Here is a 23,244-nt window from a genome sequence, read left to right as displayed (position 1 = left end):
AAGCCGCATGGAAGACGGGAAAAGCTTTGCTCCTCAACCGGTTGTGGCGGCGCTGCTGAATTGCGGCGCGCTCAAGACGTGGTCGGTGATCGTGACCATCCTGGGCGATCTGTCTGCGGCCCCCGGCGCCCGCGTGCCCGGCCCCGTGCTCAGCGCGCTAACCGAGGGCATGGGAATGAAGCCCGAGGCGATGCGCGTGGCGCTGCACCGGCTGCGCCGCGATGGCTGGGTCCAGTCCGAACGTGACGGGCGCAGCTCGCTCTACGGGCTTACCGATCATGGCCGCGCGCTGACGCGGTCGGTCTCGCAGCGTGTCTATGGCGACACCGCGCCGCCTCCGGACGGCTGGCAGATCGTGCTGGCGCCCACGGCCGAGGCGATGCAGGGGCTCGATCATCCCGATGTGATTATCCTGGCGCCGCGGGCGGCGCTTCTGCCCGATGGCGCGGCCGCGGTGCCCGATACATTCCTGGCATGGGCTGCCATGCCCGGGGCGGTTCCGGACTGGGCGCGCCAGATCCTTGCCCCCGCCGAGCTGGCCGCGGCCTATGCCACGCTGTCGGATGCGCTGGAACTGGCGCTGCAGGCGCCGGTGCCCCGGGCGCCGATCGACCGGGCGGTGCTGCGCGTGCTGGCGCTGCACCAATGGCGGCGGCTGGTGCTGCGCCACGGCCCCGGCCCCGAGGCGCTGATGGGGCGTGACTGGCCCGGCGCCCTGGCCCGGACGCTCATCGCCCGGCTTCTCGAACGGCTCGACCGCCCGGATCCGGCGATCCTCACGCGGGCGCTGAGCGCCTAGTTGCCCCTGCCGCCGTCGCCACCGTCCAGCAGCGACAAGAGGTTGATTTCCAGCTCTTTTTCCAGCTCGCGGGCGCGTGCCATGTATTTCTCGTTCCGGTCGGCGGGAATATTCGGGTCCCAAAGCTGGGCAAGATCACGCACCGCTTCGCGGTCATGGGCGTAAAATGCCTGCTCGGCGGCTGCGGCCTCGTACTCGCTCAGGCCGATATTCTCCAGCACGTAGCGCCCGGCGCGCAGGCTGGAATCGAACATTTCCCGCACGATGTCATCGGCGCCGGCGCGGTAGAGCTGGAAAACATGGTGCCGGTCGCGCGCGCGGGCGATGATATGCAGGTCGGGCCGCTCGCGCCGGGCATATTCGACCAGACGGGTCGCCGCAGATGGATCATCCAGCGCAACGACCAGAACGCGCGCTTCCTTCAACCCGGCGGCATGGAGCAGCTCGGGCCGCGTGGGATCTCCGAAAAAACCCTTGAAGCCGAATTTCCGCATCAGCTGAATCGTGCGCATGTCATGGTCCAGGACCACGGTCTTGAACCCGCTCGACTGGACCAGGCGGTTAACGATCTGCCCGAACCGCCCGATCCCGGCGATGATCACCGGTCCCTGTTCGTCGATCTCGTCCGGGGTCGTGTGCTCGGCCCCTTCGCCCGCGCGTTTCGACAGCCATTCGTAAACGATGAACAGAAGCGGCGTCATCAGCATCGACATGGCGATGACCAGCAACAGTTTTTCGCCCAGCGACGGCAGCAGCACGTTCTGTTGCAGCGAGAAGGAAATCAGCACGAAGCCGAATTCACCGGCCTGCGCCAGCGACAGCGTGAACAGCCAAAGATCGCGGTGGCGCAGGCCAAAGGCCCGGCCGATGAAATAAAGGATCGTGCCCTTCACCGCGATCAGCGCGAAGGTCAGGCCGATGATATTGGCCGGCCGGCTGAGGAAATAGCCAAAGTCGATGCCCGCGCCCACGGTGATGAAGAACAGCCCCAGCAGCAGGCCCTTGAACGGTTCGATGTCGCTTTCCAGCTCGTGGCGGAATTCGCTGTTGGCCAGCACAACGCCGGCCAGGAAGGCGCCCAGTGCCGGCGACAGGCCCACCAGTACCATCGCGTAGGCGATACCGATCACGATCATCAGCGCCAGCGCCGTGTACATCTCGCGCAGGCGCGCGGCGTGGATGAAGCGGAATAGCGGGCGGGTCAGGTAGATGCCGAACAGGATGACCGCCGCGACCATCCCGATGGTCACCAACGTGACGCCCCAGCCCGGCAACCCCTCGACCAGGGAATGGGTTGCATGGGCGCCATGCGCGCCCGCGTCGTCGCCCCGCGTCATCGAGCCGTCGGGGTTCAGCGATACCGGCATGTGCACCGCCAGCAGCGGCAGGATCGCCAGCATCGGGATCACCGCGATGTCCTGCGTCAGCAGGACCGAGAACGCGCTGCGCCCGCCGCCGGTCTGCATCAGTCCCTTTTCGCTCAGCGTCTGCAACACGATCGCGGTCGAACTCAGCGCCAGCAACATGCCCACCGCCACGCTGGCCCCCAGATCAAGGCCCAGGGCTATGGCAAGGCCGAACACGGCCAACCCGGTCAGCCCGATTTGCAAGCCGCCCAGCCCGATCAGCCGGTGACGCATGTTCCACAGCGCGTTGGGCTCCAGCTCAAGCCCGATCAGGAACAGCATCATCACCACGCCGAATTCGGCGAAATGCTGCAGGTCCTGGGTTTCCGACCCGATGCCCGGGATCTGCCCGATCAGGATGCCGGCCGCCAGGTAGCCCAGCACCGAACCCAGCCCCAGCCGTGCCGAGATCGGCACCGCGATAACAGCGGCGGCAAGATAGATCGAGGCCTGGAACAGGAAGCTTTCCATGGATATCCTTTACATCGGCAGCGGTGCGTCGGCCTTGACCTGGTCCATCACGATCTGGCTGTGCACGCGGCTCACCGCTTCATGTGGCAGCAGCACCTCGTGAATCAGCCGGTTCAGCGCCGCCAGGTCCTCGGTATAGATCCGAAGTAACAGGTCTGCATCTCCGGTCAATGTCCAGGCGCTGGTGATCTCGGGGCGGGTGGCGATCAGCCGGTTGAAGCTTTTCGCCTGCTCGGGGTTATGCGTCGACAGCTGCACCTGCACGAAAGCCTGCACCGACAACCCCAGTTTCAGCGGATCGAGCCGGGCCGAGTAGTTGCGGATGATCCCCGCTGCCTCCAGCCGCTGACGCCGTCGCCCGGCCTGGCTGGCCGACAGGTTCAAAAGCTCGCCCAGTTCTTGTGCCGTCAGGTGCGCATTCTTCTGCAATTCGGCCAGTAGCCGCGAATCTGTTTTGTCAATCATGCGTGTTTCCCGCGTGGTTTTTCATATTCTTGCGCAAATCGCGCGCTATTCCAAGAATTGCCACCGAAAAACGCGCTGAAATCACACTCGATTGATCGTATTTTAGGCAGGAAACAGGACACCAACAGGAGACGCATATCATGGGACCTTTCCCGCACGACGCCCCCCGCGCCACCATTTCCGATGAAAACCCCGCCGGCACAGACGGGTTCGAATTCGTCGAATTCGCCCACCCCGAGCCGCAGGAGCTGCGCGATCTTTTCGCCCGGATGGGGTTCGAACATGTCGCCAACCACAAGGCCAAGGCCATCGAGCTCTGGCAGCAGGGCGACATTTCCTACCTGATCAACATGGAGCCCGGCAGCCACGCCGCCGACTTTATCGCGGAACACGGCCCCTGCGCCCCGGCGATGGGTTGGCGCGTCGTGGATGCCCAGCACGCCTTCGACCATGCCGTGAAGATGGGCGCCGAGCCCTATGAAGGCCCCGGCAAGACGATGGACGTGCCCGCCATCCGCGGCATCGGGGGCTCGCTGATCTACTTCATCGATCAGTATTTGGACACCTCGCCCTATAACGAGGAGTTTGACTGGATCACCAATGCCCACCCGACGGGCGTCGGCTTCTACTACCTCGACCACCTCACCCATAACGTCTTCAAGGGCAACATGGACAAGTGGTTCAAGTTCTACGGCGATCTCTTCAACTTCCGCGAAATCCGCTTCTTCGATATCCAGGGCAAGTTCACCGGGCTGTTTTCCCGCGCGCTCACCTCGCCCTGCGGCAAGATCCGCATCCCGATCAACGAAGACCGTGGCGAAACCGGCCAGATCGTCAGCTATCTGAAGAAATACAACGGCGAAGGCATTCAGCATATCGCCGTGGGCACCGAGAACATCTATGACAGCACCGACGAGATCGCGTCGCGCGGGCTGAAGTTCATGCCGGGCCCGAACGACGCCTATTACGAGATGTCGAAGGAGCGCGTGAAAGACCACGAAGAACCGATCGACCGGATGAAGAAACACGGCATCCTGATCGACGGCGAAGGCGTGGTGGGCGGCGGTGAAACCCGCATCCTCTTGCAGATCTTCTCGAAAACCGTGATCGGCCCGATCTTCTTCGAGTTTATCCAGCGCAAGGGCGATGACGGCTTCGGCGAAGGCAACTTCAAGGCGCTGTTCGAGTCGATCGAACGCGAACAGATCGAAAGCGGCGAGATCCAGGCGGCGGAATAAGACCGGTCCGACCGGGGAGGAGGGGGCCCGGCCGCCCGCGTGGCGGCCGGGTTTTCATTTGCCGCCCAGCCGGTCGTCCCCCAGTCCGCGCAGCCCCTGCCGCTGCAACTCGGCCACCAGTGCGGCATGATCCACCTGCTGCACCGGGATCGCATCGCGAATGGCCATGGCCGCGGCGGTGCCCGTGGCCTGGCCCATCGCCATGCATTGCGGCATCCCCCGGACCGAGGCAAAGGCCACGGCATCGGCCGAAACGATCCGGCCCGCGAACATCAGGTTCTCGACCGTCTGCGGCACCAGCGCCCGGAACGGGATGGTATAGTAGTCGCCCGCACCCAGCGCCGCGTCGTGGGTCATGGAATTGTCGGTGCGCATGACGTCGTCGATGGGGTTGTCGCAGGCCACGATCCCGTCGGGGAATTTCCGCGCTGCCGCCAGGTCCGCGCCGGTGACGCGGTACATGCCTTCCAGCTTGCGCGTCTCGCGCACGCCCACCGTGGGGCCCAGGTGGGTCATTCTTGCCTGCTCGAAGCCCGGCACCGCGTCCACCAAGAACCGCGCCAGCGCGTGGCACCGCCTGCGGCCTTCCTGGGTGGCGCGGGCCACGTCGGCCGGATCAGTGCCATCGACACCACGGATCACGACCGAATTGCAGAACACCGATCCCCGATGAAACCCCTTCATCATGTAAAGCTTGGCCAGGTCGGGATGCAGCCGCCCCTCGGCCACGCCCTGTTCCGCAAAGCCGGTGAAATAGGGGTCGTTGCCGGCAAACACCCGGTCCCAGTCCGCGCCCTGCATGAAAAAGGTCAGCGAAACCCCCATCATCGCGCCCGTGGCATCGCCAAGCGCAAAGGGCACGCCGGCCTTGGCCGCGATGTCGCCATCGCCCGAGCAATCGATCATGATCTTCGACCGCACCCGGCGCAGGCCGCGCCGGTCGGCGATCTCGACCGCGGCAATGCGCTGGCCCTCCATCACCGGGGCAAGCGCGGTGGTCCCGGGAAGAAAGCGCACCCCGGCCTCTTCCAGCATCTCGACCATGGTCAGGGTCGCGATCTCGGGGTCATAGATGATCTCGGGCCCGAAATTCTCCAGCGTGCAGGGCCGCGCCTCGGCCGCGGGCGGCGTCATGGCCATGAGCCGCCCGGCCAGTTCCTCCATCAGCCCGCCGATCAGCGTGCCTGTCGGATAGGCCGCCCCCCACGGCATGCCGGGGCAGAAGGCCATCACCCCGCCGGGGGTCTGGCCTGCCTCGATCAGACAGGTCGCAAACCCCTGCCGCGCGGCGGCGATGGCTGCGCCAAACCCGGCCGTGCCGCCGCCGATCACCAGGATGTCGGTTGAGATGTCGTGCCCGTCCATCATTGCAATCCGGGGTCAGCCGCGCGGCATCTGCAGGATCACGTTTCGCCCGTTCTTGGAATAGCGCAACTCGGATTCGCCGATCGCCTGAACGCGGCCACCATCCAGCCGGTCGCCGACCTTGACCTTCTTGTAGCGCCCGTTCGACAGGCGCACCAGGGCGCGGCGCGAACTGGGCTTGCCATAGACCCCGATCAGGTTGACCTTGCGCAGGTTCAGCTGGTTGCGCACGGTCGCGGCCTTGGCGACGTTCGATTTCGACGGGATGCTGGGCGCCACGGCCTGCTGGCGGGGCACCGCGGCGGCCACGCGCGTGGCCTCTCGTTCATCGGCCTGCTGCGCGCGCTCCACGATGCGCGAGAAATTCCGCGGCCGCGCTTCGGGCTTGACCGAGACAGGCACCGCCTGCGCGGTTCCTCCTGCGGTCGGGTCCTGCGCCTCGGCTGCGGCCTGGGCTTCGGCCACCGCAGCGTCGGCGGCGTTCTCGACGCGTTGCCGTTCAGCCTCGGCCTCGGCTTCGGCCGCTGCCTGCGCTGCCGCCGCGGTGGCAGCGGCCTGTTCCTGCGCGCTTTCCGGGCGCAGTTTCGGCCGAATTTGCGCCAGCTCGGCCAGGGTCAGCCCGCCCAGCGTCTGGCGTTCGTTCTCCTCGACCAGGCCTTCCGGGCGCGGCTTGGGCCGGAAGGCTGCCAGTTTCTGCAGCGCCTCGCTCAGCGCGGGGTCGGCTGTCTCCTCGCGTTGGGGCAGGGCGTCGGGCACCACGGGCGGGCGCCCGGCATAGACCATGAAACCTTCCGGGCTCAGCGCACCTTCGACGGTGGCAACCACCAGGCCCGCATCGTTCAGGTCGAACACCGTGCCGCGTGCCGCGGGGGTGGCCACACGCGCAATCACCTCGTCCGTCGTCAGCGAGGTGATTGCGGGCAGGGCCACCGCGTCGTGCTCTTCCACCCTCGCGTCGATCGAGGCGACGTAGAGCTCCTCCAGATCGGCCTGCTGGGGCAGCGCGGGCGGTTCGGGCGCGCGCAGCCACACGCCGGTCACGGCATAGCGCGCCTGCGCTTCCTCCAGGCTCAGCGCATGTGGCGCCTGCGGCTCGGCCAGCGCCGGTGGGGCCTCCTCCTGCGGCGGCGCAATCTCCAGCGCTGCGGTTTCAACCATGTCCTCGGGCGGGGTGGGCACCATGGCCTCTTCGCCTTCGACGCTCATTTCATCCACGGCATCTGCGGGCAGGGTGGCCACCGCCGTGTCGCGCGGGCCAAAGAAGCGTGACAGGCCTTCGTCCACGAAGATGGACGCCCAGGCCGCGACCCCGGCCAGGAACAGAAGCAACACCGCCGTCAGGATCAGCCCCAGGTAGCGCGGCTTGCCACCCACTGCGGCCGTCTTCTTCTTTTCGCGCTCGCGTGCGCCGAAAACCGTCATGCGCTGGCGTTCGGCGTCGGGATCCGGCAGCGGGGCGGTCTCGGTTTCGGCCTGCCCACGGGCCTCGGCGCGGCGCGCCTTGCGCGCAGCCAGGCCCGACCCGATGCTGGTTGCCAGCCCGGCCGCCATCGCCGCGCCCCTGCGGCCATAGGCGGCCATGCCATCTTTCGCGGCCGGCTCCGCCGCCTCATGGGCTGGCATGTCTTCGGCGGCGGGGGCGTCATCGCGCAGGTGATCGGGGAAGGGCGGAATCTCTCCGACTTCTTCGTATTCGGGGGCCGGGGGGATCGGCGGGATGTCGTCCCCGGGCAGGTCACCCTGGCCATAGGCCATTGGCGTGGCCTCGATCGCGGGGGTCGGGGCCTCGTCCGTGTGGTCCGGCTCGATCGGGATCGACGGCGCGGTCAGGTCCTCTGCCCCGCGTTTCACGCCGGACAGGCGCGGCGCCTCGGGCGTTGTCGGTTCGTCCCGGCGGGCGCGGATCGTGCTGAAGGCGGGCACGGGGGCGGCGTCTGCCGCGGCTTCCGGCTCCTGTGTTTCCTCCTCGGGCTCGCCCGTGTCTGTGTCGGTGGCTGCGCCCGCGATCTCGTCCACCGCCTCCGGCTCGGCTTCCAGCTCGGTTTCCGGGTCAGGTTCAGGGGCCGGCTCGGGCGGCGTGTCCGTTACCGGCTTGTGCTCGAACACCGGCTCCGGCTCGGCGGTTGGCTCTTCCTCCAGCGCGTCGTGCGGGACCGGCTCATCTGTCGGCTCCGCCGCCTCGGTTTCGCCCTCGTCCGCCGCGTTCTCATCTGGCGCCGTCTCGGCCGCTTCGGCGGCGACCTCCGGGCCGGGCGCTTCGTCATCCGCCGTTTCGTCCTCGGGCATGTCGTCTGCCGCTTCGGGGGCGGTCGCCTCGGCTTCGGGCGCTGCCGCTTCGTCCACCGTGTTCGCCCCGGACAAGGCCACGGTGGTCTCGGCGTCATCCTCCGCCTCGTCCTCGGGCAGGCGTGCCACGCCGGTGACGCGGATCGCAGCCATGTCGCGCTGCACCGCCTCGCCCTCGGGCAATACACTGTCGGCATGCCGCGTCTGGCCAAAGAACGGTTCGCCAGAAAACGCGCCTTCCTGCGGGATCGCGACAAAGCTCATCGGGGCAAAGCCGTGATCGGCGGCAAAGGCTTCGGCCTCGGCCAGCGTTTCGCGCGCCACGGCTGCAACCAGCGTCTGGTCGCCCTCGACCGACCAGTCGAATACCAGGTGGTCGACGGGATAGGGCGTGGCGCCGTCCAGCGCCCCGCGGATCGCCGTTTCGCGCTCGGTCTCGGTTGTTACGCCCAGATCGAGCGAAAGGTATTTGATCTGGTCGTTGGGAATGACCAGCTTCGTGGTCAGTTCCTTGCCGTTGATCTGCTGCGCAGTCTCGCGCAGCACCGCCAACGCCCCGGCCAGATCGGGGGAATCGAGCGCGACCTCTCCCACCCGGTTCCAGCCGGGAAAGGATCGGTGCAACAGCCCGATGCCCTCAAAGGACAGGGATAAAGCAAAACTTGGTTTCATCGCCGGGGATTTAGCACTCTTTAAAGGTCTAGGGGAGTCTCCTCACATCATCCCGAAGTTATAGCAGCTTCCCGCCGAGGAAAAGGTTAACGCCCCCTTATGGGGGCGCATGGTCGATTAAGCTGCGGCAGGGCCGTGCGCGCCTGGATTTGGCGGCAGCCGGATGTCAGCCGGGGGGTGCACGCAAATCACCCCCCTGATTTTCAGCGTTCGGTGGCGTTAACCGGCGTTGAGAACCGGTGAATCGCCTTTAGCCGTGGGCCTTTTCCAGCGCCTGGTCGAGATCGGCGATCAGGTCGTCGGCATCCTCGATCCCGATCGAGATGCGCACCACATTCGGCGCCGCCCCCGCCGCCTTCTGCTGCTCGGGCGACAGCTGCCGGTGCGTGGTCGAGGCCGAGTGAATCACCAGCGATCGCGTATCGCCCAGGTTGGCCACGTGGCTGAAGAGTTCCAGGCTGTCGACGAATTTCACACAGGCCTCGTAGCCGCCTTTCAGCGCGATGGTGAACAGGCCGCCAGCGCCCTTCGGGCAGATCCGTGCAACCCGGTCGTGATAGGGTGACGATTCCAGTCCGGCATAGGTGACCGCGTCGATTTTATCATGTTTCTCAAGCCACTGGGAAACCTTCTTCGCGTTCTCAACGTGGCGCTCCATGCGCAGGCTCAGGGTTTCGATCCCCATCAGCGTGTAATGCGCGGCCTGCGGGTTCATTGTCATCCCCAGATCGCGCAGCCCGATGGCGATACCGTGGAAGGTATAGGCCAGCGGCCCGAAGGTTTCGTGAAATTTCAACCCGTGATAGGCGGGCTCCGGTTCGCTCAGCGACGGGAACTTGCCGCTGGCCGACCAGTCGAAATTGCCCGAATCGATGACCGCGCCGCCGGTCACCGTGCCGTTGCCGGTCAGGTATTTCGTGGTCGAATGAACCACCAGCGTGGCACCATGCTCGATCGGGCGGCACAGGTAGGGCGTGGCCGAGGTGTTGTCGACGATCAGCGGCAGCCCGGCCTTGTTGGCAACTTCGGAAATCGCATCAAGATCGGTAATGTAACCCCCCGGATTCGCGATGGATTCGCAGAAGATAGCGCGGGTATCATCGTCGATCGCCGCGGCCACGGCCTCGACATCGTCGAAGTCCACGAAGGTCGCCGACCAGCCGAACCGCTTGATCGTCTGGCTGAACTGCGTGACCGTTCCGCCATAAAGCCGTGTCGAAGCCACGATGTTCCGGCCCGGGGCCATCAGCGGAAAGAGCGCCATGATCTGCGCCGCGTGCCCGGACGAGCAGCAGACCGCCCCGGCGCCACCCTCGAGCGCAGCAAGCCGTTCCTGCAGCACCGCGACGGTTGGGTTCGTCAGGCGCGAGTAGATGTATCCCACTTCCTGCAAATTGAAGAGCGCCGCCGCGTGGTCGGCGTCGCGAAAAACGTAGGCTGTGGTTTGGTAGATTGGCGTCTGTCGCGCCCCCGTCGCCGGGTCGGGCCGTGCGCCCGCATGAACCTGTAGCGTGTCGAATCCGTATGCCATGACTGGCCCTCCCTTGCGTAGAATTGTCACAGCAGTATGCCATTCGGCACAGCCTAACAACTGGCCTCGCGCAGGAAAGGCAGAATTCACGCGCGCACGGCCCGGGGGCGAACGCGTGTTCTGACATGCGGTGCGACGCAGGAAGCGCGTTCGCCGCGTTAACGCATCCAGAACCCTTCGCGTTTAATCCTGTTGCGGATCGCTTGCTCGCGCCGGGGCAGATCATCCTGGTCGAACAGCGCCCGTACCTTCTGGCCTCGGTTCTGGTAGACCATGCGCTTGATCGGCTCGTATTGCTTGAGTACTTTCTTGATCCTGTTCGGGCTCGCCACTTCCTCCAGCGCGGCGACAACATGGTCGGCCTCGCGCGCATACAGCATCGGGAAGAGGCGGTAATGACAGCTGACCGCGCCGTCGAGATACCCTTCGGGCAGGGTGTCGCGGCCGCCACCCAGCGCGTGGATCACCAACGGCAGAGCCACCTGGTCAAGCCAAGGGTCCATCGATTGGCAGACCAGCTCTTCGGGCGGGTCCGACAGGATTGCCAGCGCATATTCCAGGAACTTGTCGCCAAAGACGCGCGGGCATTCATAGTAGAAAAAGCCCGCGTTGAAATAGAGATACCGCTTCCAGTATTCGTCCGGCTGCCCGAGGTCGAGCGAGCTTTCGAAATCCAGACCGAATTTGTCGTAGAGCGATTTCCAGATCTGCGTATAACCGGGGCCGTAAAGCTCGATCTGCGGCCAGGTGCCTTCGCGACGCAGCGATGCGCTGGGCCGGGTGAAATCGAACGGCACGGCGGCGACGTCCCCCGTGATCAGCGTATCGGTATCGAAAAAGACGAATGGCTCGCCCTCGGGGAGGGCGGCAAGCGCCTCAATCTTGTTTCCGTAGGGATAGTTCTCGCCGAAGTGTTTGCTTTCAAAGGGTAAAATCTCGGCGTCGAGGTCGTTCAATGCCGCCAGAACGTCACCATTGCCGATGCGGGGGTCCTTATTCCAGGCAGGGCCGGGTTGCGGTTCGGCCACGAACAGACGCCCGTTGAACCCGGGCGAAAACTGGCGGAGCGAAGCCGCAAACAGCAACGCCTCGTATTGCAGGCGGCCCGACTGGCCCACAACCATGATATTGAATTTCTGGCTTTGGTTTGCCTTTGCGGCCATTATCCTACCTGCCCATTGCCTGCTCGACGATCATTATAGGGACAGGAGCAGGCGCCGACAAAGGGCGAATGGTGCTCGCGAACCGAAAAAGGACATATCGATGCTGGATTTCATTCTGATCCTCGTGGCCCTGGGTCTCAACTCAGGTGGGGGCACCTCGTCAGGCGTGGCTGGCGGCCCTGTTGCGCAGATTTCCGAGGCACCACAATACGTGGCCGAACCGCAGACACCGACAGGCAAGTTCACGACCGCGACCGAGATCAAGCCGATCATGGCGGCGACCAAGGGAAACTGGATCGCGGTTCGCGAATATGACGGCAACGACTTGATTTATTTCACGCATATCCTGTCTTGGCGGTGCGGGCTGGTCGGCGTGCGCTATTCGATCAACGGCGCGCCAATGCAGGATTGGCCCCTGGCCGAGTGTCAGTCGGACACGGCCCAACCCAACGCAATTCCGCAGGACGCCAAGATCTACGAGGTGCATCCACTGGGCTCGATCCAGTCGGTCGACGTCGAGATCATCTACGACGATCTTTCGCGCGAACAGGCCAGTTTCCAGCGCAGGGATGTGCTGATGCCATGAGGATTGAACGGGGGTGAAGTGGTGGTGGTTGCAGTCTGCGTCGAACCGGTCTCAGCTGAAATTTCCCTGAAAACAGGGAATTTACAGGGAAATCCCCTGATTTTGGCCCTCTCTACCGCAATTTTGGAGTTTTTCGTTCTGATTGCGAACGTGTTTTCAGATGCTTAGAGGCTAATTCCCTGTTCTTTCAGGAACAGGGAATTCTCTGGTGACGAACAGGGAATGCCGCGCCGTAAACAGTGAAACCGACATGGACAACAGGGTAGTTGCCTGCAGCGCACTCTCTGCGCTACCGAAAACTTGGCGCTCCCAGTTCCGGGAGCAGGTCTTCGTCCACATCGCTGTCGTCTGCCGCGTCGGCCCAGAGCAGCGTGACGGCATGGCCATTTGCGGTCAGGCGTGTTTGCTCGAAGAGGCTGAGATCCGATGTGTTGGTCCACGCCATCGGATGGGCCTCGGCGAACTCGGTGAAGCCTTGCTTGTGGTTTGATGCCGCCCGGAATGCTTGTGAGGTCTGCGGCAGGCGATCGCGGGCGGAGAGTGTGACGAAAGGAAACCCGCGGTTGCGGATCGCATAACGCACCACGCCATCCTTCGACCAGATTGCCGCGAGCGGTTCGGAGCGTCGCTCGATCATCCGCCGGACGCAAGCTTCGAGGCTGAGGTCGAGACTGTCGCGGAGGCGTTGCCCATCCCGCAGGTCAGGGTCGCCCGACAGCAATGGGTCAATCATGTGAAACGGAGCCAGAAGCCCGATTGCGAACTGATTGGCTTGCGCCTCCTGTTTCAGTTCACGGCGGCCCTCACGAGTTTCCCGCAGGTTTCGAGCGCTGCATGTAAATCCTGTTTTTCCGGAGAACTCATGCCATTCCATCAGGAAATGCCCAAGCTCATGCGCGATTGTGAAACGCGCACGCCGCATGCCACGTGACGTATTCGCCAGGATTGCGCCCGAACTACGCACACGGTCGGTCAGCAACATGCCTTCGAAACCGTCGAAGTCATCCTGACGGACTTCTGCAATGTCGAGAGCCCTGGCTATTTCAACGACCGGGACGGGCTGAACTATTCGGTCAAGCTGCTCATGTATCGCCTTCGCGATGACACGCGGAACGTGAAAATCTGCAAGGTCAATGCGCGACAGCTTCAATTCTTTACCCCGTGCTCTCCGTCCGCTTTTGCATGGCGTGGATGGTTTCTTCAACAATGGCTCTGTCGCGTTCGGATAAGCTTTCCAGTCCGCGATGGATGCGCTTGATCTGAATGGTCTCGGCATTCGGTTCGGCGGCTTCACCGATCAGTTCATCAATGGTGACCCCGAAATGCTTGGCCAGTTTCCGCACAAGCTCGAAGGACGGGTTCTTGCTGTGGCCTTTCTCAAGTTCCCAGATATGCGCCTTTGAGATCTCGACAGCGTCGGCCACGGCCTGAAGCGATTCCCCACTTTTTTGTCTGAGATTGAACAGTCTCTCACCGATCTGCATGCTGCCCTCCGTTTGATGTGTCGAACGGAGTGATACGATCAAAATTGACGAAAAGCCAGTCGTAAGATAAATCATACGATAGAGGCCGATCAGGAGATTCTGACGGTAGTAGAAAAATGGAGGTCGAAATGACCCAGGCACATATCGAAATGATCGCAATCGGCGATCTTAAACCCTGGTCCCGGAATGCGCGGACGCACTCAAAGAAACAGGTCCGCCAGATTGCGGACAGCATTGAAACCTTCGGGTTCACCAACCCGGTGCTGATCGATGAACGACGAACGATCCTTGCCGGTCATGGCCGGGTGGAAGGGGCGAAGCTTCTGGGGATGATCGATGTGCCATGCCTGCGGCTCGACTACATGGGTGATGATGAGAAACGCGCCTATGTGTTGGCGGATAACAAGCTGGCGCTGAACGCGGGATGGGACGAGGATCTGCTGGCGGCAGAGCTCGGGGCGCTAATGTCGACCGATCTCGAGTTTGATGTTTCGGTAACCGGGTTTTCTATTCCGGAGATCGATGGACTGCTGGAAACCGTGGCGCCGGAAGAGCCGGGCGACCCCGCGGACGATGCGGTGCCGGACCTGGCGCCGGCGCGGGTGCAGCCTGGCGACATCTGGCAGCTGGGCCGGCATCGGCTGGTTTGCGGCGATGCTCTCGATTCCAATGTCGTTGCCGCGCTGATGGATGGCGAAGAGGCCCGTATGGTGTTCAGCGATCCGCCCTACAACGTGCCGATCGACGGTCATGTCGGCAACTCAGGCAAGATCCAGCACCGCGAGTTTGCCATGGCTGCGGGTGAGATGAGCAGGGCAGAGTTCACAGCCTTCCTGGAAGCGGCCTTCCGCAATCTCGCCGATCACAGTACCGATGGCTCGATCCATTTTCTCTGCATGGACTGGCGTCACATGTCTGAGATGCTGGACGCCGGGCAGGGGATCTATGACGAGATGAAGAACCTGATTGTCTGGTCTAAGGACAATGGCGGCATGGGCACGTTCTATCGCTCGCGCCATGAATTGATCTTCGTGTTCAAGAAGGGCAGGGCGCCGCATATCAACAATTTCGAGCTTGGCCAGCATGGGCGCTATCGCACAAATGTCTGGGAATACCGCGGCGTGAACAGCCGTCACGGCAATCGCCTGGAAGAGCTGGCGCTGCACCCGACGGTCAAGCCGGTGCAGATGATTGCCGATGCGATCCGGGATGTCTCGGGGCGCGGTGACATCGTTCTCGACATCTTCGGGGGCTCGGGCTCGACACTGATTGCGGCCGAGAAGACCGGGCGGCGCGGGTATCTCGGCGAACTCGACCCGATCTACTGCGATCGCATCCTGGCGCGGTGGGAGGCCTTCGCGAAGGACGAGGCCGAGCAATTGCTCTGCGGCTGGCCGCAACAGGTACAGGTGTAGGAGGCTGCGGGATGAGTGAGCGTGACCAGAAGAGCAGGGGAGCCGTTGCAGCCAGGCCGGGTTACGAGATTGGCTATGGCAAGCCTCCGAAAAGCAGCCGGTTCAAGCCCGGCCAGTCGGGCAATCCACGTGGCCGGCCAAAAGGCGCGAAGAACAAGCGGCCCGGGCTGCACGAAGAGCGTATGAAGGATATCATTCTTGAAGAAGCCTATCGCGAGATTACGGTAAGGGACGGCAATCGAAATGTCTCCGTCCCGATGGCACAAGCTGTGGTCCGCGCCATGTCGGTGAAGGCCGCCAAGGGCGACCATCGCTCGCAGCGTCTGTTTGCGGAACTTCTCGCTTCAACCGAAGGCGCCAATAAGATGTTGCATGACCGCTGGATTGAAGGGGCCACCGAGTACAAGATCGAGTGGGAAAGGGAGTTGCAGCGGCGCGAACAGCTGGGAATTACCGATCTGCCGAACCCCTTGCCGCACCCGGATCACGTCATCATCGACTACAGATCCGGGACGGCCCGCATCATGGGGCCGATGACAAAGGAGGAAAAGGCCGAATGGGACGACCTGGTGCGAACTAAGAAGGTCCTGGAGGACGGTATTGCCGATCTGACCGAGGTGCTCGAAACCGAGGAAGACGAGGAGGAACGTGCGGACATCGTGCGGCACATCCAACTGGGCCAGGAAAGCCTCGACGCCATCAGAAAGGTTATTCCGGATTAGTAGCTGGATGTACGGGCAGCCGTGGCGGCGATCTAAATGGTCGCCGCTTTAGCGCACGGTCCATGGCGACCGGTCGCAGTAGGAAGAATACTGCTTGGACCAGCGAACGGTGGCTTCGACGCCAGAGCCGACCTTTGTGGACAATGCAGCAGAGGACTGGTTCGAGCCCGAAGCGGACGACTTTGGCTTCAGCTGCCAAGAGTGAATTCGGCCGAAGAGCTGCCATCGGACGGCCACACCAATTCTGTCCCGTGATGGATGGTGACGATTTTGACGGGATTTCAAGAACTTGCGGAGCGTCGTGTGCAAAATATGTTCATGTTTCGATCGCGTGATTTCGCGTCCCGTCGCGCTCTTTAGCAATCAACCGTCGTATGCGAGTTCCCTGACGATCATATGGTCAACAGGCCAGTGAATTGATCTCGCCTTGGCGGTGTGGCTTAGACCGTGACGGAGGTCTTCGGCGAAGCCTGGCCCAATGATGATCCGGCTACGCTCGTGATCGACGACGCGATGAATGTCTCAGCCTTTGAAGGGTGCAATCGGTTCCGGGGACAGTTGCAGCCATCCGGCCTCGGGCTTGCCTTTCCAGAGAACATGGCCGGGACCATGATGGCCTGCCCCTATGAGATAGAGGCGCAGGAGCGGCGTTTCCTCGCCGTGCTCGCGCAGGTTTCGGATTATGTGCGATTTGGTGCGGGCCTTGTGATGGAAGATTTCGACGGGCGCACCGTCTTGCATTTCGTCGAGACCCCCGAGTGACAGGGTGGCCGTCGCGAAGCGTCGCGGGAGCCGGCCACCTGCGCCATGACGCTCCCGATCACCGCCGACCGGTGGCGCAACCGAGCTGGTAGCCGACATTGCAATGCGCCTTGAGCCGCTTCGTATCTTCGGGGGTCCAATCCGAGGGCGCCGTGACCTGAACCCAAGGCCCTATATAGTCCTGCGCGAAGTAGGCATGGCCGTGGCCGGGCGGCGCGCCGAAGGACATGGCCATGTCGAGCGCCAGCTGGAACTGCGTCACGACGGGCATGAAGATGAAGTGCTCCGTCATGTCCTCGGCCGGCGGATCCCGCATCCACGGCGGCGCCCGCCAGAGCGACCGCGGGTCATAGAAGACGACCGGGTCGCTGGAATATTGCAGGAAGACGATGCGCATGTTTCCCCAGTCCGCCGCGGCCTCGGACGCATCCGCCGTGTGGGATGCATAGCGGACCAGCGACCCGTCCCCGATCTCGGGCATGACCCAGGGTGTGCCCGGATTGCGCTGGTTCTGCACATGGTTCCAGAAGGCAGAGGGAAAGGGCGGCCCGACCCAGAACGCGCCGTCGATGGGATCGTCGAGCAGTCGAAACATGTTCGTGGCATGCATCGACGACCATGCGCCAAGGCTCAGCCCGTGAACGTATAGACGGGGCCGCGCATCGACGGGCAACGTCTTCCAGTACCCATGCACCACGTCCTGAAGCGCGGTCGCCTGTTCCAGCCCCGTGCGTGTCTCTAGGATTAGCGCCAGCGGTGATTGCAGGTAGGAATACTGCGCGGCGACCGTGGCGATGTTCCCGCCATGCATGTATTCGACCGGATCGTGGGATCCCGGGTCCATCCAGCCGGTGCCGGTGGGGCTTGCCACGACCAGAACGTCGCGCTCGAACGCGCCTTGCCGGATCAGTTCGGCAAGCGCCAGTTCGGCCCGCGCCTCGGGCGTCTCGCCATTGGCGCGCCCGACATAGACGCGTATCGGATTAAGCGCGGGCCGACCGGTGAAGGCCGAGATATCCTCGGATGTTGGGCCGGAGGTGATGAAGTCCCGCCCGGGCTTGCCCATGGATGCCCAATCGATCAGGGACTCTGCGCTGCCGGTCATGCGTGGGTCGCCGGGAAGCGACGGGGCGTTCTCAAAGAGCTCCTGGGCGGCTTCGTAGCTTTCGTCGAGGCCCGTTACGACCCCATCGACGATGCCATCGCGCGTGACCACGAACAGGAAGAGCACGACCGTGATGAACCCCAGCACATTGGCGCGCCGCGGCGGCATGATGCGATGGAATCTTGACCGGATCAGGCGGAACAGCGCGGCGACGATCCGTCCAAGGGCGAAAGCGATGACAAAGGTCGCAAAGGCGATCAGCAGGATCGTGGCGAGTTGAAGCGCATCCGCTTCTTCCATGCCCATCTTCCCGCGGATGTCGTTCTGCCACCGCAGGCTGGACCCAAGGACCCAGAGAAAGAACGCCACGAGCGGTAGCGCGATCACCGTTGTCAGGATTTTTGCGGGCCGCCCGGACAACTGCGGAAGATCGGCCGCCCGCCAGAGCAACGCAACGATCTGGCCGATCAGATAGCCGATCGCCATGACAAGCCCGCCGAGGATTCCTTGTAGAGCCGGTCCGCGCGGGATAAGCGACGGGGTCAGCGAGGCCGCAAAGAAGAGCAGTCCGAGAAGGAAGCACGGCACCGAGACCTTGCCGATGATCCTGGCTATTCGCCCGTTGTTCATGTTGCCTGTTTACCCTGGTTTCGACGTCTAGACTGCGACCTTGCCACGAAGCCGACTGACGCGCAAAAACTTACGAATCGATGCAATTTTTCATCTTCCCAATGCTACCTTCGAAAAGGTTAGTCTGAAGCACTGCCTGTGAGAGACCCTTTGCCGTCATTGCGAAAGTGCAGGGAGCAAACGCCAAAGTGCTTTTTTTGGCAATCGCGGCTGAGCTATATATCGAGGATGAAGATGTCACCGCCAGCCTTCGCCCGCCTGATGGGCGTCATGCTCTGCCTCGGCACCTTGTCATGCGCCTTCCCCATGCCGTCGATGGCCCAGACGGATATCCAGGCCTTGGAATTCCCCTATTTCACGCTTCGCAACAGGACAGGATCGGATGATCCAGCTAACTTCTACGGAGGAGAACGCAGCGATCTGAAAGCGGGTGCATGCCGCGTCGAAGAGCTCGACCTTGGCGTTCTGGCGCCACTTGCCGACATGGCTCCGAATTTCTTGCGCGAGGAACTCCTCCGCGTTCAGACGGTGGAGGAAGCGGACCCGGGCGCCATCCTGGATCGGCTGGAAGAAACGGCCGGCGCACGTGGTCCGGCGCTCTATGTCCACGGATACTATATCAGCTTCGAGAAAGGCTGCCGCCGCGCTGCGTTGCTGCAGCAGAACGCCGACCTTGTGGGGCGGTTCCTGTGGTTCAGCTGGCCCTCGGACGGTGCTCCCGCCTACTACACCCATGACGAAGCCGATCTTTACTGGAGTCTGCCGGACATTGCGGACACGATCATAGAGTTGGAGCGGCGCTTCGGCGCCGGAAACGTGGATGTCATCGGGCACAGCCTTGGTGCTCGGGGTGTCGTTCTGGCGCTGGCCGAAGTTGCCAATCGGCATCCCGACATCCGGCTCGGACATGTTGTGCTGCTGGCGCCGGATATGGATTTCGGGATTTTCGAGCGAATTTTACCCCGGGTGCGTCCCATCGCGGAGAGCACGACAGTCTACGCGACGACCGGGGACAGACCGCTGGCGCTCTCGGCGCAATTGCATGGCTACCCGCGACTTGGGGAGACGGGAAACGATGTTTACCGACTTGCAGGCGTCGAGGTGATCGACCTCAGCGACCTTCCCAGCGAGGGTCCAACAGGTCATCTCTATCACATCTACAGCCGAGCCGTCGGTGAGGATCTGCGCCGCCTATTGCATGCGGGAGAACGCGCCGATGCGCGGCAAGGCCTCGTCGCGCAGGGTGAAAACCTCTGGCGCCTTCGACCTGCGACGAATGAATAGCCGCGCAGCAGGTCAGTGTATGACGTATTTGACAATCGACAGCAGCATGTCGATCCCGCCCGCGAAAGCAGCCCCGAGGATCGCCGGGAATACACTGTGGTCCAGAACCCAACCCGCTCTGGCACCGGGGACTGGAAGCAAGATCAAGCACAAGATCTGAGACAGCGCCATTGCCGCTTCGGCTCCTGTCTGATCCAGCCATGCGGCCAGAAGAAGGGCAGAAGGCAACCGAGGAAATCGAGGCTCTGGTTCAACAACGGGTCCTGCATTCGTCCGAGGCCAGACCGGCTCAACCGTGTATGGTGTCCCGTTCGGTGCTGAACATGTTTGACGGGCGGTGTCATGAACCCGCGGGACTCGAGGCGCCCCACGAGTTCATCGCTCTTGCAGGTTTTTCCTAATTCGCAACAGTAAACGTTGTGTTTTCGTCGAGAGGGTAGATGGGGTCCGTTAACTGAGTGTGCTCGAAAAGAGTGATATCGCGACTGGTGGCTCCGGGCACATCAACGATCAGCACCTTGTCGGTGAAATTTTCATAGAACGCTCGGAAGTGATTCCCGCTTTTGACACCTATAACGTCATATTCTTGGACGGCGATACCATGTGGTCTCGCTTGTGAATCGTCATAGGCCTGGACTAGGCCGGATATAACGATGACATCCACCGTATCCGAGATGACCAGCCTGACTGAGGGACCAAACGTGTATGGGATACCGTAAGCGGTTCCCCCGCGAACGAATTCGTAGCCATCGGAGATTGACTTGACATAGGCTTGGGTCACAATCGGTTCGCCCGCAATGGGTTCAAATTTGCCCCCAAGGCTCACATCGATTGTCGCTCCGACACCAGCAGCAACCGCAGCCTGTGCGGTTTCTGGATCGTGTATGGAAATAAAAGCGACTTTGCCCAACCCTTCTGTTTCCAAGAGGGCCCGCAGCAGGTGCGTCCCCGAGCCACCCGCCCCACCACCGGGATTATCCGCAGCGTCCCCAATCACAATCGGTGTATGTTCGATGATATCACCCTTCGTCGGCTGCTGACGCTCATAGCGGCCGTCTCTGTCGAGCATGGCCAGTACAGTGCTCATCGTTGAGTCCAAGTCATTCAGTGGATAAAAGGCCTCATTCTTGTGATCCCATATCCACTGGGACAGTTCGTCCACCAGATCTTGTGCCAACTCGGCGTTATTTTCGGTCGTGACCATCGGGTACACGCCGCAAAAATCGGTGTCCTGGTATGGGAAGCCGTGCATAACAGAGCAGTTGAGAACACCGGGACGATTTTCGATCTCAATACACTTCTCTTTGAGTAGATTCCCAAAAATGCCTTCCTCTTCGGTGTTACTGAGCGGCATCATCAGTGGCACCTTGCGATAGGCGGCTGTGGGGCTCGACTCCCCCGCCAAGATCGTAGCGGCACGATACATCGCATCACGTGCAGCTTCATTCATATCCAGATGAGGATATTTTTTGCAGGCGCTGAAGAAATTCATATTGTTCTTCATTTTGTCCGTGATCTTGCCATGCAGGTCGCCGGACCAGACGATCATCGTGTCCTTTCCTACCAGTCCTCTGACTGACTCAGCTAGATCTCCTTCAAGATCGGGCGTTCCATCCACAACGCCTGCACCGTGAAGAGCGAGGTAAACGATGTCCAATGGCATCTGTGCTTTAAGCGTATCGAGCATTTCTTTTTTCGCATCGTTCCAGAATTGTGCATTCACCAAACCAAAGCTCGAATCCGGTCCGTATATGAGACCTGGGAGCAACTCCCAGCCGTTTTCCTCGCACACATCTACTGCCCCGCCCAAGGCTGTTCCTCTGAGTGCCTTGATTTCATCACCCCGAAAGATACGCATGTTGTCCAGCGTGGTTTCGCCCATGCCTTCGGTGAGGTATGTGTTTGTTTCATGGAAAAAACCAACACAGCAGACCCGTAATTTTCCACTTTTTACTGGCGAACCCAGTACATGCGACGATAGCGCAGTAACCCCTGCAGAGACGGCTAGTGTATTGAATGTTCTGCGCTTCATAAGCTTTATTCCTTCTCGAGCAGGGCGACGGCACGCGTCGCGGTCAAGTGCTTCGGGTTCAGTTTTGCATTCTCGACCGTATCTCTGCGGAGTCGATTCGAGCATGGAAATGAGGGTCAGATCCTACTCTGGTGGTAAGGTGGGCCCAGAATCGAGGGTCAAATCCTACGCTGCCGGCGGCTACGAGTTCACTTAGGAGTTGACTGCGTTAGGTCTTGCGAGACGCAAGCCGGGAGGGAGAGGTGTCATGAATGTGGGCCAACCGAAGCACTTGTCGCGCTTTCCCGCGAAGACCGACCTGACGCATCAAGAGTTCTGGCGTGGCTTGCCCACCCTTCAAGCCGAATCGGCGCTACTCGGGCCGGGACGCCTGGAGTACAAGATGCTGCAAGTCACTGGACGGGATCTGCTCATCTTTCGTAGCAAGGTCGCGCCGAAAATGGCCAGCACTATCGTGCCTCACCCGGATTGGATGGTCTTGATGGCACCAGTAAATTGGCTCGGCGACTATGTTTTCAATGGTCAAGTAGCAAGACCGTTCGATGTTTTTGTTTCTGGCGGTCCTGACGGCTATTCCACCACTGGCGAAAAAAGACACAACTTGGCATTGGGTGTGCGAAAATCTAGACTCAAGGATGCATGTGCCAATTTGAGTGGTCGCTATATCGAAGATGTCGCCCTCGACGATCAACAGATAGCCCTTGGTGCGGCGGTGGGCACAAGGTTTCACAGGCGGATTCTGGAGACGATAGCAGCGTCACTGGAAAAGCCTCTGGGCTCCGGTAAGTTTGCGCTCGACGCTGTCGTTGAAAATGATCTGTTTTCTGAGATTGCAAACCTCGTCATGGCAGAGACAATCGAACAAAATTCTGTATCTAGTATTAATCTTGACCCGGTACGAGTTGTCAGGCGCGCAGAAGGACTGTTTGAAGACCGCACGACCAATCCACCAAGCATAGCTGACCTTTGCAACGCGGCTAACGTCGGAACAACAACATTGCACTTGTGTTTCAATGAAGTTTACGGCGTTTCGCCAATTGCGTACTTGCAAGCGAAGAGAATTACCCAAGCGCGCTGTACATTCCTATCGGCGGAAAAGGTCCCACCTTCGGTCAAAGATGTTGCCCTGTCGCTTGGCTTCACCCACAGCGGTCGTTTTTCCAAACGATATCGCTACTTTTTTGGGGAATATCCCTCAGAGACCCTCAACAAGCGATGAATTTGCCGGAATCTCAGATTTGCTTTCTTTAAGACTTAACCTTAAAATATTTTGTGGGCGAATTTGAACACCACCGCCAACACCACCGCCCTGGTGTATGCCGGCCGGTCGCATCAGCATCCTGCAGGAAGCAAGCGCCGAGGATACTATTCATTTCGGAAATGGTTTTAGATTTTCACGCATCATCAGACTTAGTCAGTTGCTTTTGGGAGGGCGGCTCTTTGTTATCGCCCTCCACCTTCAACAAAGCGCGCGCGAATTGAGCGAACAGCGCGACGAAAACGCCAACGCCAACGAAGATATAGATGATCGTGAAGAGCTTGCCTAAATCGGTACGCGGCGACAAATCACCAAGACCAACAGTCGAAATTGTCGTTACGCTGAAATACAATGCGTCGATCCACGACCATCCTTCCACAGAGTGGTAGAACAGAGTTGCAGAAAGCAAGATAAGCACGGCCAGCGCGAAATTGGCCCGAAACATCGGAGCACTCCAAGAGTGCACGATCGCTTTGAGAAGTCTTACGAAGGTGATGGCGAAAGACAGCATAGAAGACACTCCACAATAACGCGGCTTGGGTTGGCTGGCCTGCCCCTACCGGGTGGCCC

At 61.5% G+C, this 23,244-nt stretch carries 19 protein-coding genes; 8 read left to right on the top strand and 11 right to left on the bottom strand.

Annotated features, from left to right (window positions below):
* Positions 1 to 7: 7 nt before the first annotated feature.
* Positions 8 to 799 carry a PaaX family transcriptional regulator C-terminal domain-containing protein gene (locus E0501_RS15280; RefSeq protein WP_137702239.1) on the top strand — a complete coding sequence of 264 codons (792 nt, stop codon included), beginning with the start codon at positions 8 to 10 and terminating at the stop codon, positions 797 to 799.
* On the opposite strand, the gene E0501_RS15275 is transcribed toward E0501_RS15280, so the two are convergent.
* Positions 796 to 2,676 carry a monovalent cation:proton antiporter-2 (CPA2) family protein gene (locus tag E0501_RS15275; protein ID WP_137702238.1) on the bottom strand — a complete coding sequence of 627 codons (1,881 nt, stop codon included), beginning with the start codon at positions 2,674 to 2,676 and terminating at the stop codon, positions 796 to 798. The genes E0501_RS15280 and E0501_RS15275 overlap by 4 nt on opposite strands.
* A 9-nt stretch (positions 2,677 to 2,685) precedes the next feature.
* Positions 2,686 to 3,141, bottom strand: coding sequence for an Lrp/AsnC family transcriptional regulator (locus E0501_RS15270; RefSeq protein ID WP_137702237.1), 456 nt, complete (start codon positions 3,139 to 3,141; stop codon positions 2,686 to 2,688).
* Between the two features lie 140 nt (positions 3,142 to 3,281).
* Between E0501_RS15270 and hppD the strand changes: the two genes are divergently transcribed.
* Complete coding sequence (hppD, locus tag E0501_RS15265) at positions 3,282 to 4,379, top strand: 4-hydroxyphenylpyruvate dioxygenase (RefSeq protein WP_137702236.1); 1,098 nt, start codon at positions 3,282 to 3,284, stop codon at positions 4,377 to 4,379.
* 54 nt (positions 4,380 to 4,433) lie between these two features.
* Here hppD and E0501_RS15260 read toward each other — a convergent pair whose 3' ends face one another.
* The 4 genes from E0501_RS15260 to E0501_RS15245 form a co-directional block, all read right to left on the bottom strand.
* Positions 4,434 to 5,744 carry an FAD-dependent oxidoreductase gene (locus tag E0501_RS15260; RefSeq protein ID WP_235857871.1) on the bottom strand — a complete coding sequence of 437 codons (1,311 nt, stop codon included), beginning with the start codon at positions 5,742 to 5,744 and terminating at the stop codon, positions 4,434 to 4,436.
* Between the two features lie 15 nt (positions 5,745 to 5,759).
* A complete protein-coding gene (locus E0501_RS15255; protein WP_137702234.1) occupies positions 5,760 to 8,654 on the bottom strand; it encodes a ribonuclease E domain-containing protein in 2,895 nt (964 codons plus the stop codon).
* A gap of 298 nt (positions 8,655 to 8,952) precedes the next feature.
* Positions 8,953 to 10,233: an O-acetylhomoserine aminocarboxypropyltransferase/cysteine synthase family protein gene (locus tag E0501_RS15250; protein ID WP_137702233.1), complete on the bottom strand. Its 1,281-nt coding sequence runs from the start codon at positions 10,231 to 10,233 to the stop codon at positions 8,953 to 8,955.
* 158 nt (positions 10,234 to 10,391) lie between these two features.
* Positions 10,392 to 11,396: a hypothetical protein gene (locus tag E0501_RS15245; RefSeq protein ID WP_137702232.1), complete on the bottom strand. Its 1,005-nt coding sequence runs from the start codon at positions 11,394 to 11,396 to the stop codon at positions 10,392 to 10,394.
* A 100-nt stretch (positions 11,397 to 11,496) separates the two neighbouring features.
* Here E0501_RS15245 and E0501_RS15240 point away from each other — a divergent pair, with 100 nt between their 5' ends.
* Positions 11,497 to 11,982: a hypothetical protein gene (locus E0501_RS15240; RefSeq protein WP_137702231.1), complete on the top strand. Its 486-nt coding sequence runs from the start codon at positions 11,497 to 11,499 to the stop codon at positions 11,980 to 11,982.
* A 289-nt stretch (positions 11,983 to 12,271) separates the two neighbouring features.
* Here the strand turns inward: E0501_RS15240 and E0501_RS15235 are convergent, their stop codons facing one another.
* Together E0501_RS15235 and E0501_RS15230 are read right to left on the bottom strand one after the other, a co-directional pair.
* Positions 12,272 to 13,132, bottom strand: a complete 861-nt coding sequence (locus tag E0501_RS15235; RefSeq protein WP_161594633.1) for an ImmA/IrrE family metallo-endopeptidase — start codon at positions 13,130 to 13,132, stop codon at positions 12,272 to 12,274.
* A 4-nt stretch (positions 13,133 to 13,136) separates the two neighbouring features.
* Positions 13,137 to 13,466, bottom strand: coding sequence for a helix-turn-helix domain-containing protein (locus tag E0501_RS15230; RefSeq protein WP_137702229.1), 330 nt, complete (start codon positions 13,464 to 13,466; stop codon positions 13,137 to 13,139).
* Positions 13,467 to 13,594: 128 nt separating this feature from the next.
* Between E0501_RS15230 and E0501_RS15225 the strand changes: the two genes are divergently transcribed.
* The 3 genes from E0501_RS15225 to E0501_RS15215 all read left to right on the top strand — a co-directional run bounded on the left by E0501_RS15225 (position 13,595) and on the right by E0501_RS15215 (position 16,365).
* Positions 13,595 to 14,881, top strand: coding sequence for a site-specific DNA-methyltransferase (locus E0501_RS15225; RefSeq protein WP_137702228.1), 1,287 nt, complete (start codon positions 13,595 to 13,597; stop codon positions 14,879 to 14,881).
* Positions 14,882 to 14,892: 11 nt separating this feature from the next.
* The gene (locus tag E0501_RS15220) at positions 14,893 to 15,603 is read left to right on the top strand and encodes a DUF5681 domain-containing protein (protein ID WP_137702227.1); all 711 of its coding nucleotides are present in this window, start codon (positions 14,893 to 14,895) and stop codon (positions 15,601 to 15,603) included.
* A 447-nt stretch (positions 15,604 to 16,050) separates the two neighbouring features.
* Positions 16,051 to 16,365 (top strand): META domain-containing protein, encoded by a 315-nt coding sequence (locus tag E0501_RS15215; protein WP_137702226.1) that lies wholly within the window; start codon positions 16,051 to 16,053, stop codon positions 16,363 to 16,365.
* 58 nt (positions 16,366 to 16,423) lie between these two features.
* Here E0501_RS15215 and E0501_RS15210 read toward each other — a convergent pair whose 3' ends face one another.
* Positions 16,424 to 18,100, bottom strand: coding sequence for an alpha/beta hydrolase (locus tag E0501_RS15210; RefSeq protein ID WP_137702225.1), 1,677 nt, complete (start codon positions 18,098 to 18,100; stop codon positions 16,424 to 16,426).
* 228 nt (positions 18,101 to 18,328) lie between these two features.
* On the opposite strand from E0501_RS15210, the gene E0501_RS15205 reads away from it, so the two are divergent.
* On the top strand, positions 18,329 to 19,384 hold the full coding sequence (locus E0501_RS15205) for an alpha/beta hydrolase (protein WP_137702224.1): 1,056 nt from the start codon (positions 18,329 to 18,331) through the stop codon (positions 19,382 to 19,384).
* Positions 19,385 to 19,781: 397 nt separating this feature from the next.
* Here the strand turns inward: E0501_RS15205 and E0501_RS15200 are convergent, their stop codons facing one another.
* Positions 19,782 to 21,416, bottom strand: coding sequence for a M81 family metallopeptidase (locus E0501_RS15200; RefSeq protein WP_161594632.1), 1,635 nt, complete (start codon positions 21,414 to 21,416; stop codon positions 19,782 to 19,784).
* Positions 21,417 to 21,663: 247 nt separating this feature from the next.
* Here E0501_RS15200 and E0501_RS15195 point away from each other — a divergent pair, with 247 nt between their 5' ends.
* The gene (locus E0501_RS15195) at positions 21,664 to 22,635 is read left to right on the top strand and encodes a helix-turn-helix domain-containing protein (protein ID WP_137702222.1); all 972 of its coding nucleotides are present in this window, start codon (positions 21,664 to 21,666) and stop codon (positions 22,633 to 22,635) included.
* Positions 22,636 to 22,810: 175 nt separating this feature from the next.
* Here E0501_RS15195 and E0501_RS15190 read toward each other — a convergent pair whose 3' ends face one another.
* A complete protein-coding gene (locus tag E0501_RS15190; RefSeq protein ID WP_137702221.1) occupies positions 22,811 to 23,185 on the bottom strand; it encodes a potassium channel family protein in 375 nt (124 codons plus the stop codon).
* Between the last annotated feature and the right edge of the window lie 59 nt (positions 23,186 to 23,244).

This window comes from Marimonas lutisalis (assembly GCF_005434965.1).
Lineage (GTDB): Bacteria > Pseudomonadota > Alphaproteobacteria > Rhodobacterales > Rhodobacteraceae > Marimonas_A > Marimonas_A lutisalis.
The sequence above is the reverse complement of the archived record's forward strand: the minus strand, read 5'-3'. Positions and strand labels throughout refer to the sequence as shown.